We start from the raw sequence: 17381 nt of genomic DNA, 5'->3' as shown, positions 1-17381 counted from the left end.
ACGACCGCGACAGCCGAAGCAGCATCGCTTCGGCTTTTGTTTGATATCGTTTGCCATAACTCAACAGATGAATATATTTTTCTTTTTGTTCAGGAACACACATCATTTATGCTAATATGGTAAATGGATCTTATGAGAAGTTTGAAGTCGTTAAAGTAGGTGGAACGTTTGAGGTTGTTAGTCAAAGCGCCAGCAAAAATCAACTTATCATTGGACGTGTTACATAAGCGGCCGGATGGGTATCATGAAGTGAAAATGGTCATGACAACGATTGATTTGGCAGATCGGATCGAATTAATTCCACAAATGGATGATACCATACAAATTATTTCAAAAAACCGATTCGTTCCCGATGACCACCGCAACTTGGCGTATCAGGCTGCAAAGTTATTGAAAGATACATTTGCGATTAAACAAGGCATAGCGATCTCTATTACAAAAAATATTCCAGTAGCGGCCGGGCTGGCGGGAGGAAGCAGCGATGCCGCCGCGACGCTCCGTGGTTTAAATAAGCTTTGGAATTTAGGCCTTACACTGGATGAGTTAGCAGAACTAGGAGCAAAAATCGGTTCTGACGTATCATTTTGCGTTTACGGTGGAACCGCGATTGCAACAGGACGGGGCGAAAAAATTACACCGATTCCTGCTCCACCGCCATGCTGGGTTATTTTGGCCAAACCATCGATCGGTGTTTCTACTGCTGAAGTGTATCGAAATTTAAAGGTTGATGAGATTCCACATCCGGATGTGGACGGAATGGTAGAGGCGATTTATCGCCAAGATTATGCGGCTATTTGTAAACTGGTTGGAAACGTATTAGAGGAAGTAACATTAAAAAAATATCCAGAAGTAGCGCATATTAAAGAGCAAATGAAGCGGTTTGGAGCAGACGCGGTATTGATGAGCGGCAGCGGGCCGACGGTGTTCGGGTTAGTCCAGCACGATTCAAGATTGCAGCGAATTTATAACGGACTCCGCGGTTTTTGTGATCAAGTGTTTGCTGTCCGTATATTAGGCGAACGCCATTCACTTGATTAAATACGTACATTTTTGGTATATTTACTTTAAAACATTCGGTTTTAGGAGGGCCTCTATGAAGTTAAGGCGCAGCGGCCGTTTAGTCGATATGACCCATTATCTTCTCGAACGGCCTCATCAGCTTATTCCGCTTACTTTTTTGCAGATCGTTATGAATCGGCGAAGTCATCGATTAGTGAGGATTTAGCCATTATTAAACAAACGTTTGAACAGCAAGGAATCGGAACGATCAAAACATTGCCAGGCGCAGCGGGCGGAGTGCAATATATTCCGAAAATGTCGAAACAGGAAGCGGAAGAGATTGTTACATATTTATGTGAGCAACTATCACGCCCAGATCGGCTGTTGCCTGGCGGATATTTGTATATGACCGATATTCTTGGCGACCCTCGTATTGTGAACAAAATCGGCCGTCTATATGCGTCCATTTTTGCCGACCGGCCGGTGGATGTCGTCATGACGATTGCAACAAAAGGAATCCCGCTTGCTTATGCGGTAGCTCATTTTTTGTATGTTCCTGTCGTTATTGTCCGCCATGACAATAAAGTGACAGAAGGGTCGATGGTCAGCATTAACTATGTTTCCGGTTCTTCTAAACGCATTCAAACGATGGTGCTAGCCAAGCGGAGTTTAGCCGAAGGAGCCAATGTGTTAATCATCGATGATTTTATGAAAGCCGGCGGAACGGTAAACGGCATGGTGAATTTATTAAATGAATTTAACGCCAAACTTTCCGGCATCGGTGTTCTTGTCGAGTCGGAAGAAACGAAAGAGCGACTTGTTGATGAATATATTTCGCTCGTAAAATTATCTTCTGTCGATGTTAAAGAAAAACAAATTACCGTAAAAGCAGGAAATTATATTCATTTTATGGAATAGATAAACGAGAAAGGAGAGCAAACAAAATGAAAAAGGTAGAAACGAATAAAGCGCCGCAAGCGATCGGTCCGTATTCGCAAGGAATTATCGTCAATAACATGTTTTACAGCTCGGGGCAAATTCCGCTCACTCCTGAAGGAGAGATGGTACAAGGCGACATAAAAGCACAAACACATCAAGTATTTCAAAACTTAAAAGCCGTTTTGGAAGCGGCTGGCGCATCGCTTGATACAGTAGTCAAAACGACGGTGTTTTTGAAAAACATGGATGACTTTGCGGCAATGAATGAAGTATATAGTGAATATTTCACTAACCATAAACCGGCGCGCTCGTGCGTGGAAGTGGCGAGACTGCCGAAAGACGCGCTTGTCGAAATTGAAGTAGTCGCGTTGATTCGATAAATTACATCATCTGCCTTTTCCCTAAACAGTCAAGGATGCTGTACGTTGCGTACTAGCTAATTTATTATAAAAAATTTTCAAAAAAAGAAGGAAAAAGAGAAAACATGTGGAATAAAAATAATCAAGTCTGATATAGGGAAAAGGTGGTGAACATAATGGAAGTTACTGACGTAAGATTACGCCGCGTAAATACCGAAGGACGTATGAAAGCCATTGCCTCTATCACATTGGATAACGAATTCGTTGTCCACGATATCCGCGTCATCGATGGCAATAACGGATTGTTTGTCGCAATGCCAAGCAAGCGCACTCCAGATGGAGAATTTCGCGACATTGCACATCCGATTAACTCAGCCACACGCGGAAAAATTCAAGAGGCAATATTAGCTGAGTATCACCGTTTAGGTAAATTGGAAGAAGAACTTGAAGAAGCTGGTGCTTCATAAAAATATGGAAAAGAGTCTGTTCTAAATGAACAGGCTCTTTTTTTGGAAAAATGAATGTTTCCTTGAAATACACTACTAATTGAGATATATTCAATTATGGATAAAAAGGTAATTGGAGGCCTATATATGGTAAAACGATATGCGGTCATATTGGCGGCTGGACAGGGGACAAGGATGAAGTCGAAGCAATATAAAGTATTGCACCCTGTTTGCGGCAAGCCAATGGTCCAGCATGTGGTGGACCAAGTTTTACAGCTGGGAATAGAAAAGCTTATTACGGTTGTTGGATTTGGAGCAGAACAAGTAAAGGCGCAGCTTGGCGACCAAAGCGAATATGCCTTTCAGCAAGAGCAATTAGGAACGGCGCACGCGGTTATGCAGGCAGCTCCTTATTTACAGGAAAAAGATGGAGTAACGCTCGTTGTATGCGGAGATACACCGTTAATTACTGCTGAAACGATGCAAGCTTTGCTTGATCATCATCTTGCGACCAATGCAAAAGCAACGATTTTGACAGCAGTTGCAGATAACCCTGCCGGATATGGCCGCATTGTTCGCGATGCTCATGGAAATGTTGAGAAAATTGTCGAACATAAAGATGCAAGCGAACAAGAACGTGCCATCAAGGAAATTAACACAGGGACATATTGTTTCGATAACAAGTCTTTGTTTGAAGCGCTTACACATGTATCAAACAATAACGCACAAGGCGAATATTATTTAACTGATGTCATTGAAATTTTAAAATCAAATGGCAGTATCATTTCCGCGTACAAAGCCCCATCTTTTGAAGAAACGATCGGGGTAAACGACCGTGTTGCCCTCGCTGAAGCAGAAAAAATTATGCGCGAGCGGATTTGTCGCAAACATATGATGAACGGGGTAACAATTATTGATCCTGCTCATACGTATATATCGGCTGAGGTGCGAATCGGCCGTGACACTGTGATTTATCCGGGTACGGTCATTGAAGGAAAAACGGTAATCGGTGAAGATTGTACGATTGGACCAAACTCGGAAATTAAAGATTGTTGGATTGGAAACGGCACAACGATTCGTCATTCCGTTGCCCATGACAGCGAAATTGGGAACGATGTCACGATTGGACCGTTTGCCCATATTCGTCCATCGTCGAAAATCGATGATGAGGTCCGCATCGGAAATTTTGTCGAAGTGAAAAAATCAACATTTGGAAAAGGAAGCAAAGCGTCGCATTTAAGCTATATCGGCGATGCGGAAGTCGGCGTCAACGTTAATCTTGGCTGTGGATCGATTACGGTAAACTATGATGGGAAAAATAAACATATAACGAAAATTGAAGATGGGGCGTTTATTGGCTGTAATGCCAATTTAATTGCTCCTGTGACGGTTGGAAAAGGGGCTTATGTTGCCGCCGGTTCTACGATTACGGATGATGTTCCAGAAAACGCGTTATCGATTGCCCGCGCGCGGCAGGTAAATAAAGAGAATTATGTGGATCGTCTTTCGATCAAGAAAAATTCTTAATGGAGGTTTATCAATGTCTGAGTGTCACCACAAACTAAAACTGTTTGCGTTAAATTCTAACATGAAATTGGCGGAAGAAATTGCGGAAGTTATGGGAATTGAATTGGGCAAATGCTCTGTCTCCCGTTTTAGCGATGGGGAAATCCAAATTAACATTGAAGAAAGCATCCGCGGCGATGATGTTTTCGTTGTTCAATCGACAAGCGTCCCGGTCAATGAGCATTTAATGGAATTATTAATCATGATTGATGCGTTAAAACGCGCTTCCGCAAAAACGATTAATATTGTGATGCCGTATTACGGGTATGCCCGTCAAGACCGAAAAGCACGCTCCCGCGAGCCGATTACAGCAAAATTAGTGGCAAATCTTTTAGAAACAGCAGGAGCTTCCCGCGTCATTACACTTGATTTGCACGCGCCGCAAATTCAAGGATTTTTCGATATTCCGATTGATCATTTAATGGGAGTTCCGATTTTAGCGGAATATTTTAAAAATAAAAATCTTGATGATGTTGTTGTCGTTTCTCCAGACCATGGAGGAGTAACGCGGACACGAAAACTTGCTGACCGTTTAAAAGCGCCGATCGCGATTATTGATAAGCGCCGGCCGAAGCCGAATGTGGCGGAAGTGATGAATATCGTCGGACAAGTTGAAGGGAAAACTGCTATTTTAATTGATGATATCATTGATACGGCCGGAACGATTACATTAGCTGCCAACGCACTGATCGAAAACGGAGCGAAAGAAGTGTACGCATGCTGTACGCATCCGGTTCTGTCCGGTCCGGCAATTGAGCGCATTCAAAATTCAAAAATTAAAGAACTTGTTGTAACGAATACAATTGCGTTGCCAGAAGAGAAGAAAATTGATAAAATTGTAGAGCTGTCAGTTGCACCGCTTATTGCGGAGGCAATTACACGCGTATATGAAATGAAATCTGTCAGTGTGTTATTTGATTAATGGAAAAGCATGTTTAGACCTTCTTGTTTTAGGATAAAGTATCAATTAGGTTCTAATTGATTCTAAAATTCTAATTCAGGAAGGTGAGGAAACATGGCTGTAGTACTAGAAGCAAAAGAACGCCCAGATAAAAAACATTCCACACTTCGACGCATTCGTTTACAAGGAAATATTCCTGGAATATTATATGGGAAAAATATTGACAATCAAATGATTTTTGTTAGTGGCGCAGCACTTGAAAAAACGATCCGCGAAGGTGGACGCCATAGCTTAATGACGCTGAAAATAGGCGAAAAAGATTATTCCGTCCTGTTGCGCGAGATCCAAAGAGATCCGCTGCGCGGCAATATTCTTCACGCTGATTTTCAAGCAGTAGACATGTCGACAGAAGTAGATATTGATGTTGATGTGCGCTTAATCGGCGAAGCTGCCGGAGAAAAAGACGGCGGCGTATTGCAACAAAATCTGCATCAATTAACGATCCGCGTATTGCCGGCGAATATTCCACCGTCGATTGATATTGACATTTCGCACCTTCAAATAGGCGATACGGTTACGGTGGGAGATATTAACACGGGCGGAAAATACGAAATTATCGATGATCCTTCTGAAGTGATTGCAACGATCTTGCCGCCACAACAGGAGGAAGAAATTCATAGCGGTGAACAGCAAGAACCTGGTCACCCTGATGCAGAAGAGGGAAGAGAAACGACTCCAGAGTCATAAATTCGGACGTAACCGTTTTCGGTTACGTCTTTTGTAGTATCTTCGCAAAGAAAGGAGACCGAGTATTGAAGCTATTTGTCGGGCTTGGAAATCCAGGAAAGGAATATGAACAAACGAGGCATAACGCTGGATTTATGGTAATTGATGAGCTTGCCAAGCGCTGGAATATTTCCTTTCAAACAACAAAATTTCATGGAATGATGGCCTCCACCGTCATTTTCGGAGAAAAAGTGGCATTATGTAAGCCGCTGACATATATGAATTTATCAGGGGAATGTGTTCGGCCGTTAATGGATTACTATCATATTGATGTCGATGATGTCATTGTCATATACGACGACCTTGACCTTCCCCCTGGGAAAATTCGCCTTCGCATGAAAGGAAGCTCCGGTGGACATAACGGCATTAAATCATTAATTCATCACCTAGGCACGCAAGAATTTAAACGAGTTCGCATCGGGATTGGGCGCCCGGCAAATGGGCAAAAGATAACCGATTATGTGTTGGGCCGCTTTACTAAAGAAGAAAGCGACGCGGTAATGGAGGCGATTTTACGCGCGGCGGATGCGTGTGAAAAAGCAGTGGTGACGCCATTTCTGCAAGTGATGAATGAATTTAACGCATGAATATTTTCCTCCTAATTGGTGCAAAATGAAGATATGGAATACGCCCATTAGGAGGTTTGTTGCAATGGCATTACATTATTATTGCCGGCATTGCGGAACAAAAATAGGGACGATTGATAGAGTCTCCATATATAGCGAACAATTAGGATTTCACCATTTGACAGAGGAAGAACGATTGGAGATGATTTCGTATCAACCGAATGGTGATATTCACGTAAAAACGATTTGTGAGGATTGTCAAGAGGCGCTGACGAGAAATCCGGAACTACATCAATATGAGAAATTTATACATTAGCAAGCTTTGGGCAACCAAAGCATTTTTGTATTTTTTTATCTTTCCTACACTAGAAAAACTTTGTCTATTTACGATCACTTTATTGAAAATGTCCGCATTTGCGCGCAAAATAGACGGATATAATAGATATAATAGCGGGAAATAAAAAAACGGTTTACGTTTTTATTTTGTTGAGAGGAGGGAGAATAGGGGTGCTTTCGTTGCATCGCTATTTTGTTGAGAATCAAGATGTCCGTTCCATTATCGAAGGCGTGAAAGCTAGGTTGAAAGAACAGCTTGTTGTCGGGTTATCCGGCTCTGCCCGGTCTGTTTTCATTTCGTCGTTATATAGAGAAACAGAGAGGCCGCTCTTAGTGATTGCACATAATTTGTTTCAAGCACAAAAAATATATGATGACCTTGTTCAACTGCTTGGGGCGGAAGAGGTATTTCTTTATCCAGTAAACGAAGTAATTGCCGCAGAAATGGCGATAGCCAGTCCAGAATTAAAGGCTCAGCGCTTAGAAGTGATGAATTATTGGCTGAAACATAACAAAGGTGTTGTCATTTGTCCTGTTGCCGGATTACGACGTCTACTTCCTCCTGTGTCATTATGGAGAGATCATATGTTGACATTGGAGGTTCATCATCATATAGATGTTGAACATTATAAGCAACGGTTCGTACAAATGGGATACAAGCGTGTTGCAACTGTGTCAACCCCTGGGGAGTTTAGCGTTCGCGGCGGTATTATTGATATTTATCCATTAACGGCAGAATTTCCATATCGGATTGAGCTATTTGATACAGAAATCGAATCGATTCGTACGTTTACCGCGGATGATCAGCGTTCCCGCGATGAAGTCCAACAAGTAACCATTGGACCTGCTGATGAAATGATTGTTTACGGGGAGATGCTGGAGCGGGGAATCGAACGAATTGAAGCAGGATTAGCGGAAAGCCTCAACAAATTAAAAGATGAGAAAGCCAAACAATTATTGCTAGAACATGTGTCGTCAGAGCTTGAGCAGTTAAAGCAAGGGCAGGAAATTGAACAACAATATAAATATACGGCGCTCTTTTATAACGAGCCTGCTAGTTTGCTAGATTACATGCCGGAAAATGGAATATTGTTGATGGATGAAATGAGCAGATTACAAGAGATGGCAGAAAGTTTAGATAAAGAAGAAGCAGAATGGTATACAAGCTTACTTAGCGAGGGAAAAATCATCCATGATGTTCCAATTTCTCACTCTTTTTCTGAATTATTACAAAAACATCCAAAGCAGCGGATTTATTTATCCATTTTTCTACGTCATGTCCCGCATACACATCCAGAAAACATTGTCAATATTTCCTGCAAGCAAATGCAAAACTTCCACGGACAAATGTCTTTGCTTAAGTCTGAGCTAGAGAGATGGAAAAAGCAAATTATGCTGTTGTATTTTTAGCACCGAATGCGGAACGGATGAAAAAACTGCAATCGGTGTTTGAAGATTACGAAATCGATGTCGCCCCGCTAAGCGATGAAGCAATGCTGATGCACGGCAAATATCAAATGCTCGAGGGAGATTTAAATACAGGATTTGAGCTGCCGATGCAAAAGCTGGCTGTGATTACAGAAGAAGAATTGTTTAAAAAGCGGGCGAAAAGACCAATTCGCCGCCAAAAATTATCGAATGCGGAGCGGATTAAAAGTTATTCGGAGCTGCAAGTGGGCGATTACGTGGTTCATGTCAACCACGGTATCGGTAAATATTTGGGAATCGAAACATTAGAGATTAACGGTGTCCATAAAGATTATATCCATATTCAATATCAGGGCAGCGATACGTTATATGTGCCTGTGGATCAAATTGATCAAGTACAAAAATACGTTGGTTCAGAAGGAAAAGAGCCGAAAATTTATAAGTTAGGCGGATCTGAATGGAAAAAAGTCAAAAAGAAAGTCGAGTCGTCCGTCCAAGATATTGCTGAAGATTTAATTAAGTTATATGCGGAACGCGAAGCAAGCAAAGGATACGCGTTTTCCCCGGATACAGAAATGCAGCGGGAATTTGAAGCGGCGTTTCCGTATCAGGAGACAGAAGATCAGCTGCGTTCGATTGAGGAAATTAAACGCGACATGGAGAGCGACAAGCCGATGGACCGTCTTCTTTGCGGCGACGTTGGCTACGGAAAGACAGAAGTTGCGCTGCGGGCAGCGTTTAAAGCGATTATGGACGGGAAACAAGTCGCGTTTCTTGTACCGACGACGATTTTAGCACAGCAGCATTACGAAACAGTTCGGGAGCGGTTTCAAGGATTTCCGATTAACGTTGGACTTTTAAATCGATTCCGTACGAGAAAACAGCAGGCGGAAACGATCAAAGGGCTGAAAGACGGAACGATTGATATGGTCATCGGCACGCACCGCCTATTATCGAAAGATGTGCAGTTTAAAGATTTAGGGCTTCTCATTATTGACGAAGAGCAGCGGTTTGGCGTCACGCATAAGGAAAAAATCAAGCAGCTAAAGGCAAATATCGATGTGTTGACATTAACGGCAACACCAATTCCAAGAACGTTGCATATGTCCATGATCGGAGTGCGTGACCTGTCCATTATTGAAACGCCGCCAGAAAATCGTTTTCCGGTGCAAACGTATGTGATGGAATATACCCCTGAACTTATACGAGAGGCTATTGAACGAGAGCTGGCAAGAGATGGCCAAGTCTTTTTCTTATACAATCGTATTGAAGATATTGATGCCAAAGCGGAAGAAATTTCACAGCTCGTACCGGAAGCGCGTGTTACTTATGCGCACGGGCGAATGACAGAAAATGAGTTGGAGTCCACGATGTTGGCGTTTTTAGAAGGCCAGTATGACGTGCTTGTCACAACGACGATTATTGAGACAGGTGTTGACATTCCAAATGTGAACACATTAATTGTTTATGATGCAGATCGCATGGGATTATCGCAATTGTATCAGCTGCGCGGTCGCGTCGGACGTTCTAATCGCGTTGCTTATGCGTATTTTACGTATCGGAAAGATAAAGTGCTCAATGAGGATGCTGAGAAACGTTTACAAGCAATCAAAGAATTTACCGAGCTTGGCTCAGGGTTTAAAATTGCGATGCGTGACTTATCGATTCGCGGCGCTGGGAATATATTAGGCGCAGAACAACATGGATTCATTGATTCTGTCGGCTTTGATTTATATTCACAAATGTTGAAAGAAGCAATCGAAAAACGAAAAGGAATCAAACAGGAAGAAGCAAAACCTGAAGTAACGATTGATTTAGAAGTCGACGCTTATATTCCAGATACGTATATTTCTGACGGGTTACAAAAAATTGATATGTACAAGCGTTTTAAAGCGGTGGAAACGATGGAAGACGTGGAAGCATTGCGGGATGAAATGCTTGACCGCTTTGGTGAATATCCGGATGAAGTCGCTTATTTATTCCAAATTGCGGAAATTAAAGTATATGCGAAACAAATAGGAGTAGAAACGATTAAACAACAGAAACAGCAAATTGAAATTTTATTTGATGAGAACGCATCAAAAGATGTGGAAATTCAGCGTTTATCGAAAATCGGCGGGCAATACGGTCGCTTATTCGGTTTTGGAATGGAAGGTTCCAAATTAAAAATTGTTTTATACATTAAAGAATTGAAGCCACAAGAATGGTTAATGATTTTATATGAAACGTTAAAAGAGCTTTCGGGCGTAAAGGATGAAAAATCGATTATTGCATAAGTTTATGCTTCTAAAAGATGGTCGATAATGAATGATGGGTAATTTTATCTAAAATTGAAAAAATCACTTTCATCACGTATATAACTGGGATTATGAAGGATACTAATCACAGCAATGGTGAATTCTCCATAACAAGGATTCATCCGTGTATTCTTCAAATCCTAGGTGAAAGTGAGGGCATCTGTAGATGAAAGCAACTGGTATTGTTCGCCGAATTGATGATTTAGGAAGGGTTGTCATTCCGAAAGAAATTCGAAGAACGTTGCGTATCCGAGAAGGGGACCCGCTTGAAATATTTGTTGACCGTGACGGAGAAGTTATTTTAAAAAAATATTCGCCAATTAGTGAATTAGGTGATTTTGCAAAAGAATATGCAGAGGCGTTGTTTGACAGTTTAGGACAGCCTGTGTTGATTTGCGACCGAGATGTTTTTATTGCAGTAGCGGGTGTTTCGAAAAAAGAATATTTGAACAAAAATGTCGGTCCATTAGTGGAAAAAGCGATGGAAGAACGAAATTCTGTCCTTCACACAGAAGAAGGAGAGACCGAACTCGTTGACGGAGTTTCTGAAATGTTAAAATCGTATACAATTGGACCGATTGTAGCAAACGGAGATCCGATTGGCGCCGTTGTCATTTTATCAAAAGATAAAGTGCTTGGTGAAGTAGAACATAAAGCAGTCGAAACAGCTGCTAGCTTCTTGGCTCGACAAATGGAGCAATAGTGGACAATAAAAAACATGAATAAAAAGGCAGCCTGCTATGCTGCCTTTTTCTTTTGCGTTATAATAGCAAACGTTATAAGTTTGACGTGTGGAATACTGCAATTACTAGAAACCATCGATAAGACTTGTGGGGAGAATCCAACATGCGGAAGGAGAAACGCGATGAGATCGCCGGAAGAGAGAATATGGAGGGGGGCGGCCGTCTTAACCATTGCCGCCTTTGTGACGAAGATATTGAGCGCTTTTTATCGCATTCCGTATCAAAATATTGTTGGTGATGTCGGTTTTTATATTTATCAACAAGTTTATCCGATTTACGGCATTGTCATGTCGTTAGCGTTATATGGCTATCCTATTGTCATTTCAAAGTTAGTGGCAGAGCGTGCAGCAGAACATGACGAAAAAGGTGTTATTTCTGTTTTGCAAGTTTCGCTTTTGTTTTTATGTTCGCTCGGCTTGCTTATTTTTTCTATTCTCTATATAGGAGCGAAACAAATCGCGATATGGATGGGAGATGGGGAACTCGCTCCGCTTGTTCGCCTCCTTTCTTTTTCGTTTTTACTATTTCCGTTTATCGCTTTGTTGCGCGGTTATTTTCAAGGTAATCACAATATGATTCCAACCGCTGTTTCTCAAGTTGGAGAACAGTTTGTACGTGTAACAACGATTATTTTCTTGTCGTATTGGTTTATCAAAAGCGGACGCAACGCATATGAAGCTGGAGCAGCCGCAATGTTTGGTGCATTCGCCGGGGGATTGACCGCACTTCTTTTATTGACAGCGTATTGGATGAGGAGAAAAAATAGAGGGAAAATACATATAGCAGTGAAAAGCGCGGATACAAAGCGCATTGTTTCTTATTTGTTCATCGAAGGGTTTATTATTTGTGTTACAAACATGTTATTAACGCTCATTCAACTGGTGGACTCTTTTTCCCTATTATCATTGCTTGTTGAACGTGGCAAGGAAAGTCTCGAACAAGCGAAAATATGGAAGGGAATTTACGATCGTGGGCAACCTTTGATCCAGCTTGGCACCGTGGTTGCGACTTCCTTTTCGCTGACGCTTGTTCCGCTCATTTCCGGAGCGAGAAAACGCAATGACGAACCATTTATTTATGAAAAGACGGATTTGTCATTACGCATCGCCACTGTCATCGGATTAGGAGCTGCATTAGGATTAATGTGTCTGATACGTCCTGTGAACGTGATGTTATTTGAAAATGATCTTGGTTCACTTCCGCTGGCAATTTTGGCTGCCTCGATTTTCTTTACGACATTAGCGCTTACGCTTTCGGCGTTATTGCAAGGAATGGGGTATGAATGGATTGCAGTAGCGGGAGTATGTGTAGCGGTAGCAGGAAAAACTGCATGCAATTGGCTATTAATACCTTTATTTGGAACAACCGGTGCAGCTGCTGCTACGACGTTGTCTTATGCCGCAATGGCATGCTTTTTATATGTCATGTTGCAACGAAAGTTACATATTCGCTTTCCAAAGAAAACGTATTTATATCCTGTTATGAAATCAGCGATAGCGATGGTCGTTGTTTTGCAGTTGTACACAATGCTTGCGGAAAGGTGGATCGACAGCCGCTTGTTCGCAACTGGTGAAGCGCTAGTCGGAGTGCTGCTTGGAGGCGCTACGTATATTATAATGGTCATAAAAGGAAATGTATTCTCACAACAAGAATTATCATTTTTCCCATTTGGAAACAAACTACGTTTATTATTAGAAACAGGTGATGGACGATGAATGCGATTTATATTTTCGGTTTAGGCGCTGGTGATATTGAGCAGCTGCCGTTAGGTGTATATCGAAAGTTAAAGACGGCTTCTCCGCTTTTTTTCCGCACAAAGGAACATCCGGTGGTCGCTGCGTTAGAGGACGAGGGAGTTTCGTTTACATCCTTTGACTCCATTTACGAAAAACATGAACAATTTGAAGACGTATATGAGGAAATAACAGCCATTTTATTGGAACAAGTAAAAGAACGTGATATATTTTATGCCGTTCCTGGCCATCCGCTTGTGGCAGAAAAGACCGTGCAGCTTTTATTAGAAGCGGAGCGGCGAAAGGAATGCCGCGTCGTCATCGAGGGAGGTCAAAGCTTTTTAGATGCTTTGTTTACAACGTTAAAAATTGATCCGATCGAAGGGTTTCAGCTCATTGACGCTACATCGTTTCAAGGAGATGAATGGCAATTAACAAAGCATACGATTTTTTGCCAAGTATATGATTCGTTTATTGCCTCTGAGGTGAAATTGACATTAATGGAGCAGCTTCCTGATGATTATCCTGTCTATATCGTAACAGCGGCGGGAAGCAAGGAAGAGAAAGTAACCAAAATTCCATTATACGAGCTGGACCGCTCTACGACATTGAACAATTTAACGAGCGTATATGTCCCGCCTGTTCGCGAGGAGAAATTGCTTTATCACCGTTTTGAAACGTTGCGGCGCGTCATTGCGACATTAAGAGGGCCGAACGGCTGCCCGTGGGATCGCAAGCAAACACATGAATCGCTCAAACGATATTTGCTTGAAGAAACATATGAACTGTTTGAAGCGATCGATGAAAATGATGATGAACATATGATTGAGGAACTTGGCGATGTGCTCTTGCAAGTCATGCTTCATGCGCAAATTGGTGAAGATGAAGGAATGTTTTCCATTGATGACGTCATTCGCGGGATTACAGAAAAAATGATTCGTCGCCATCCACATGTATTTGGTGACATTATCGTTGAAAATGCAGAACAGGTTGTAGAAAATTGGCAACGAATTAAAGAAAAAGAAAAGAAAGACCGCTCTAATTCCTTGCTTGATGACGTTCCGAAAAGCTTGCCAAATATTTTAAAAGCGTATGAATTCCAAAAAAAGGCGGCAAAAGTAGGATTCGATTGGGACGATGTCAAACCGATGTGGGAAAAAGTAGAAGAAGAAATTGCCGAATTTAAGCGAGAGACGTTGGCGGAACGAAATACCCGTTCTCGTCTCATTAGCGAATTTGGCGATATTTTATTTGCGCTTATCAATATTGCCCGTTATTACGACATCAACCCAGAGGAAGCGTTGCACTCAACAAACAAAAAATTTTATCAGCGCTTTTCCTATATAGAAGAGCAGGCGCAAAAGCACGGCGTAGCGCTTACGTCGTTGTCGCTTGCAGAGTTAGACCGTTTTTGGGAAGAGGCAAAAGAAAAAGGATGGTAAAGGGGAGAGACGTATATGCGTTTAGATAAATTTTTAAAAGTTTCCCGTCTTATTAAACGCCGCACGTTAGCGAAAGAAGTAGCGGATCAAGGGCGTATTACGATTAACGGCGCCGTTGCAAAAGCAAGCTCTACAGTGAAAGTTGGCGATGAACTAACGATTCAATTTGGACAGAAGAAGCTAACGGTGAAAGTGACTGATTTGAAGGAAACGACAAAAAAAGAGGAAGCAGCTAGTTTGTATGAAGTGATTCGAGAAGAACAGATCGATGCCACGACGAAAGAGTAATGGATAGCTTCAATTTATACGGATAGGCTTGTTCTAAAATTTCCCCTGCATTCATACATATGGTACAAACACGGATAGGAAATAGACTCTCATTTGACTCGATTTCAATATGAATGCGGGGGATGAACATGAGCCAACATTATGATTTTGGAGGCAATACGAATAAAGGTCCTGTCCAAGAGCATGACGTCATTATGCGGGGGAGAAGACTCCTTGATATTACGGGAGTCAAGCAAGTGGAAAGTTTTGATAATGAGGAATTTTTGCTTGAAACGGTGATGGGGTTTTTATCGATTCGCGGACAAAATTTGCAAATGAAAAACTTAGACGTGGATAAAGGGGTCGTTTCGATTAAAGGGAGAATTTTTGACCTTGTTTATTTAGATGACCATCAGGAGAAGGCTAAAGGATTCTTTAGCAAGTTGTTCAAATGAGTTTAACGACGCAGCTGGCGACAATGCTGGCGATGATCGGAATGGGCAGCTGGCTTGGCGCCGCGCTCGATACGTATAACCGCTTTTTAAAACGACAGGACCGCGCCCATTGGATCGTTTTTATTAATGATATTTTATTTTGGATTGTTCAAGGTTTGATTATTTTTTACGTTTTACTGCTCGTCAATGAAGGCGAGCTGCGCTTTTATATTTTTCTAGCGATTTTATGTGGGTATGCTGCTTATCAAAGTTTGTTTCGTATGATATATTTAAAAGTGCTTGAATGGACGATTTGGTTTGCGGTGCGGTTATACCGCTTTTTTGTTCAGTTGTGCTATTATTCCATCGTTCGCCCGATTCAATTGCTTTTTCAAATATTATTGGCACTTTCGTTTTTTGTATGGAAATTGTTTTCCTCTTTCCTTCATATTTTGTATCAATGTGTAAAGATATTATTTGCTCCGGTTCGCTGGATTGGCTTTATGATTTGGAGAGGAATTCCAAAACATTGGAAACAGCCGCTAGAAAAAATTTTCAGCTATTTAGCAGGAATTATTCGCCAAGTGAAGAATATGAAAGATAGTTTCATAAAACGGCGAAAGTAAGGGTGGAGGTGTGAAAACAGTGAGCGTACCGCATAAAACAAATGTAACAAAGTTACAATCTTCATACATATCAGCTCAGGAAGAAAAGAGGGAGAAAGCGTCGAGAAGACGACGAATCGCCGTCGTTCGTTTTACATTTTTTAGCGTTGTATTAGCAGCGTTATCTTCGATATTTCTTTACACCCTCCACTCTCAATCAAAGGACATTGAAGCGAAATTAGCAGATAAAAAGCAGCTTGAGCAGCAGCTAGACAAGCTCGAGAAACAGCAAAAACACCTGAAAGAGGAAATTAAAAAATTGCATGATGATGAATATATCGCTGAGTTAGCAAGAAAAAAATATTATTTATCGAAGGATGGGGAGATTATTTTTGTCGTCCCCGAAAAATAATCTTTTGTCCTGTGATGTTCGATAAATTCAGGCACTCATCTTATTGACACTTGTTTTTTACATTCGTTATAATAAAGGAAATAATTTTGAAAGTTTTTTTAAGGAGGAGCACTTTTTTTATGTCAATTGAAGTAGGCAGCAAGTTACGAGGCAAAGTAACGGGGATTACGAAATTCGGAGCGTTTGTGGAGCTGCCAGAAGGTGTAACTGGACTAGTTCATATTAGTGAGGTAGCGGATAATTACGTAAAGGATATTAACGATCATCTTAAAGTTGGAGATATCGTTAATGTCAAGGTCATTAACGTAGAGAAAGATGGAAAAATTGGTTTATCCATTAAAAAAGCAAAAGATACGCAACCTTCGCAGCGTCCACGCTATAAGGCCAATGATCGAGCCGCAACAGAAAGCTTTGAACAAAAAATCAGCCGCTTTCTTAAAGAAAGTGAAGATCGTCTAGCATCTCTTAGACGCCATATGGAATCAAAGCGGGGAGGTCGTGGCGCGAGACGTGGGTAACTTGCTGCTGAATGTATAAGGATGATCATATCATAATAGTGAATAACAGCTAAAAAGCATCCACGGTGATGGATGCTTTTTCTTATTTTTTAGCGAGAAGGCAGATGTATTTTGCCGTTCGTGTATGTGGAATTTTTTATATTGTTTCACAACAAATTTTTCTAATATATTTCCTGTAGAAAAGCTATTGACAATCACATGTTTTATCATTATTATAAGAAATGTTGTTGCGTGGCGGCGTAGCTCAGCTGGCTAGAGCGTACGGTTCATACCCGTGAGGTCGGGGGTTCGATTCCCTCCGCCGCTACCATATGAGGCCCGTTGGTCAAGTGGTTAAGACACCGCCCTTTCACGGCGGTAACACGGGTTCGAATCCCGTACGGGTCACTAAAAAACGAGGGTGTTTCTCGAAAGAGAGGCGCCCTCGTTTTTTATGTTTTTTGGGAATTTATCTTTTTTGCCGAGAAGGCCCCGCCTCTAAGCAGCGCATAGATAGGGGATGAATCGGCATTTTTTGTTTTTTAGTAATCTTAATAGTTGAAGAACGTTCTTCTTCTGTCATAAATGAACGGAGGGGATTCTTGGGACCTTTGAGCAACAACAG

The 17381-nt window shown here is 41.6% G+C and carries 16 protein-coding genes, 2 tRNA genes and 2 pseudogenes; all 20 read left to right on the top strand.

The window, feature by feature from the left end:
* Nucleotides 1–168 precede the first annotated feature (168 nt).
* The 20 genes and pseudogenes from ispE (at nucleotide 169) to NXM86_RS17800 (ending at nucleotide 17164) form a co-directional block, all read left to right on the top strand.
* On the top strand, nucleotides 169–1038 hold the full coding sequence (gene ispE / locus NXM86_RS17895; protein WP_012748820.1) for a 4-(cytidine 5'-diphospho)-2-C-methyl-D-erythritol kinase: 870 nt from the start codon (nucleotides 169–171) through the stop codon (nucleotides 1036–1038).
* A 55-nt stretch (nucleotides 1039–1093) separates the two neighbouring features.
* Nucleotides 1094–1917 (top strand): annotated as a pseudogene (purR, locus tag NXM86_RS17890) (pur operon repressor).
* A 26-nt stretch (nucleotides 1918–1943) separates the two neighbouring features.
* Nucleotides 1944–2318 (top strand): RidA family protein, encoded by a 375-nt coding sequence (locus NXM86_RS17885; RefSeq protein WP_062677415.1) that lies wholly within the window; start codon nucleotides 1944–1946, stop codon nucleotides 2316–2318.
* A gap of 155 nt (nucleotides 2319–2473) precedes the next feature.
* On the top strand, nucleotides 2474–2764 hold the full coding sequence (gene spoVG, locus NXM86_RS17880; RefSeq protein WP_003247437.1) for a septation regulator SpoVG: 291 nt from the start codon (nucleotides 2474–2476) through the stop codon (nucleotides 2762–2764).
* 126 nt (nucleotides 2765–2890) lie between these two features.
* Nucleotides 2891–4270: a bifunctional UDP-N-acetylglucosamine diphosphorylase/glucosamine-1-phosphate N-acetyltransferase GlmU gene (glmU, locus tag NXM86_RS17875; protein ID WP_012748823.1), complete on the top strand. Its 1380-nt coding sequence runs from the start codon at nucleotides 2891–2893 to the stop codon at nucleotides 4268–4270.
* A 13-nt stretch (nucleotides 4271–4283) separates the two neighbouring features.
* Nucleotides 4284–5231, top strand: coding sequence for a ribose-phosphate diphosphokinase (locus NXM86_RS17870; protein ID WP_012748824.1), 948 nt, complete (start codon nucleotides 4284–4286; stop codon nucleotides 5229–5231).
* Between the two features lie 93 nt (nucleotides 5232–5324).
* Nucleotides 5325–5957 (top strand): 50S ribosomal protein L25/general stress protein Ctc, encoded by a 633-nt coding sequence (locus NXM86_RS17865; protein WP_012748825.1) that lies wholly within the window; start codon nucleotides 5325–5327, stop codon nucleotides 5955–5957.
* A gap of 65 nt (nucleotides 5958–6022) precedes the next feature.
* Complete coding sequence (gene pth / locus NXM86_RS17860) at nucleotides 6023–6583, top strand: aminoacyl-tRNA hydrolase (protein ID WP_012748826.1); 561 nt, start codon at nucleotides 6023–6025, stop codon at nucleotides 6581–6583.
* 64 nt (nucleotides 6584–6647) lie between these two features.
* On the top strand, nucleotides 6648–6878 hold the full coding sequence (gene fin / locus NXM86_RS17855; protein WP_012748827.1) for an anti-sigma-F factor Fin: 231 nt from the start codon (nucleotides 6648–6650) through the stop codon (nucleotides 6876–6878).
* Nucleotides 6879–7069: 191 nt separating this feature from the next.
* Nucleotides 7070–10602: pseudogene (gene mfd, locus NXM86_RS17850) on the top strand (transcription-repair coupling factor).
* A 187-nt stretch (nucleotides 10603–10789) separates the two neighbouring features.
* On the top strand, nucleotides 10790–11326 hold the full coding sequence (gene spoVT / locus NXM86_RS17845) for a stage V sporulation protein T (protein ID WP_012748829.1): 537 nt from the start codon (nucleotides 10790–10792) through the stop codon (nucleotides 11324–11326).
* A 162-nt stretch (nucleotides 11327–11488) separates the two neighbouring features.
* A complete protein-coding gene (locus NXM86_RS17840) occupies nucleotides 11489–13081 on the top strand; it encodes a putative polysaccharide biosynthesis protein (protein ID WP_062756176.1) in 1593 nt (530 codons plus the stop codon).
* Nucleotides 13078–14541 carry a bifunctional methyltransferase/pyrophosphohydrolase YabN gene (gene yabN / locus NXM86_RS17835; RefSeq protein WP_012748831.1) on the top strand — a complete coding sequence of 488 codons (1464 nt, stop codon included), beginning with the start codon at nucleotides 13078–13080 and terminating at the stop codon, nucleotides 14539–14541. The genes NXM86_RS17840 and yabN overlap by 4 nt, the downstream gene beginning before the upstream one ends.
* A 15-nt stretch (nucleotides 14542–14556) precedes the next feature.
* Nucleotides 14557–14829, top strand: coding sequence for an RNA-binding S4 domain-containing protein (locus tag NXM86_RS17830; protein WP_062756172.1), 273 nt, complete (start codon nucleotides 14557–14559; stop codon nucleotides 14827–14829).
* 128 nt (nucleotides 14830–14957) lie between these two features.
* Entirely contained in the window at nucleotides 14958–15263 is a 306-nt protein-coding gene (gene yabP, locus NXM86_RS17825; RefSeq protein WP_003247459.1) for a sporulation protein YabP, read from the top strand.
* Entirely contained in the window at nucleotides 15260–15868 is a 609-nt protein-coding gene (gene yabQ / locus NXM86_RS17820; protein WP_012748833.1) for a spore cortex biosynthesis protein YabQ, read from the top strand. Before yabP ends, yabQ begins: the two co-directional genes overlap by 4 nt.
* Nucleotides 15869–15887: 19 nt before the next feature.
* Nucleotides 15888–16259 (top strand): FtsB family cell division protein, encoded by a 372-nt coding sequence (locus NXM86_RS17815; protein ID WP_062756170.1) that lies wholly within the window; start codon nucleotides 15888–15890, stop codon nucleotides 16257–16259.
* 119 nt (nucleotides 16260–16378) lie between these two features.
* Nucleotides 16379–16777 carry a S1 domain-containing RNA-binding protein gene (locus NXM86_RS17810; RefSeq protein ID WP_012748835.1) on the top strand — a complete coding sequence of 133 codons (399 nt, stop codon included), beginning with the start codon at nucleotides 16379–16381 and terminating at the stop codon, nucleotides 16775–16777.
* A 233-nt stretch (nucleotides 16778–17010) separates the two neighbouring features.
* Nucleotides 17011–17087 (top strand) — tRNA-Met (locus tag NXM86_RS17805).
* Between the two features lie 5 nt (nucleotides 17088–17092).
* A tRNA-Glu gene (locus NXM86_RS17800) sits at nucleotides 17093–17164 on the top strand.
* Nucleotides 17165–17381 lie beyond the last annotated feature (217 nt).

It is taken from the genome of Geobacillus sp. CX412, assembly GCF_027942335.1.
In the GTDB taxonomy this organism is placed as follows: domain Bacteria; phylum Bacillota; class Bacilli; order Bacillales; family Anoxybacillaceae; genus Parageobacillus_B; species Parageobacillus_B toebii.
This window is presented reverse-complemented; position numbering and strand designations above follow the sequence as displayed.

Coding starts and splice junctions, on each gene's coding strand:
- NXM86_RS17885 (WP_062677415.1), top strand. CDS start 1,944: ATGAAAAAGGTAGAAACGAATAAAGCGCCGCAAGCGATCGGTCCGTAT.
- spoVG (WP_003247437.1), top strand. CDS start 2,474: ATGGAAGTTACTGACGTAAGATTACGCCGCGTAAATACCGAAGGACGT.
- glmU (WP_012748823.1), top strand. CDS start 2,891: ATGGTAAAACGATATGCGGTCATATTGGCGGCTGGACAGGGGACAAGG.
- NXM86_RS17870 (WP_012748824.1), top strand. CDS start 4,284: ATGTCTGAGTGTCACCACAAACTAAAACTGTTTGCGTTAAATTCTAAC.
- NXM86_RS17865 (WP_012748825.1), top strand. CDS start 5,325: ATGGCTGTAGTACTAGAAGCAAAAGAACGCCCAGATAAAAAACATTCC.
- fin (WP_012748827.1), top strand. CDS start 6,648: ATGGCATTACATTATTATTGCCGGCATTGCGGAACAAAAATAGGGACG.
- spoVT (WP_012748829.1), top strand. CDS start 10,790: ATGAAAGCAACTGGTATTGTTCGCCGAATTGATGATTTAGGAAGGGTT.
- NXM86_RS17840 (WP_062756176.1), top strand. CDS start 11,489: ATGAGATCGCCGGAAGAGAGAATATGGAGGGGGGCGGCCGTCTTAACC.
- yabN (WP_012748831.1), top strand. CDS start 13,078: ATGAATGCGATTTATATTTTCGGTTTAGGCGCTGGTGATATTGAGCAG.
- NXM86_RS17830 (WP_062756172.1), top strand. CDS start 14,557: ATGCGTTTAGATAAATTTTTAAAAGTTTCCCGTCTTATTAAACGCCGC.
- yabP (WP_003247459.1), top strand. CDS start 14,958: ATGAGCCAACATTATGATTTTGGAGGCAATACGAATAAAGGTCCTGTC.
- yabQ (WP_012748833.1), top strand. CDS start 15,260: ATGAGTTTAACGACGCAGCTGGCGACAATGCTGGCGATGATCGGAATG.
- NXM86_RS17810 (WP_012748835.1), top strand. CDS start 16,379: ATGTCAATTGAAGTAGGCAGCAAGTTACGAGGCAAAGTAACGGGGATT.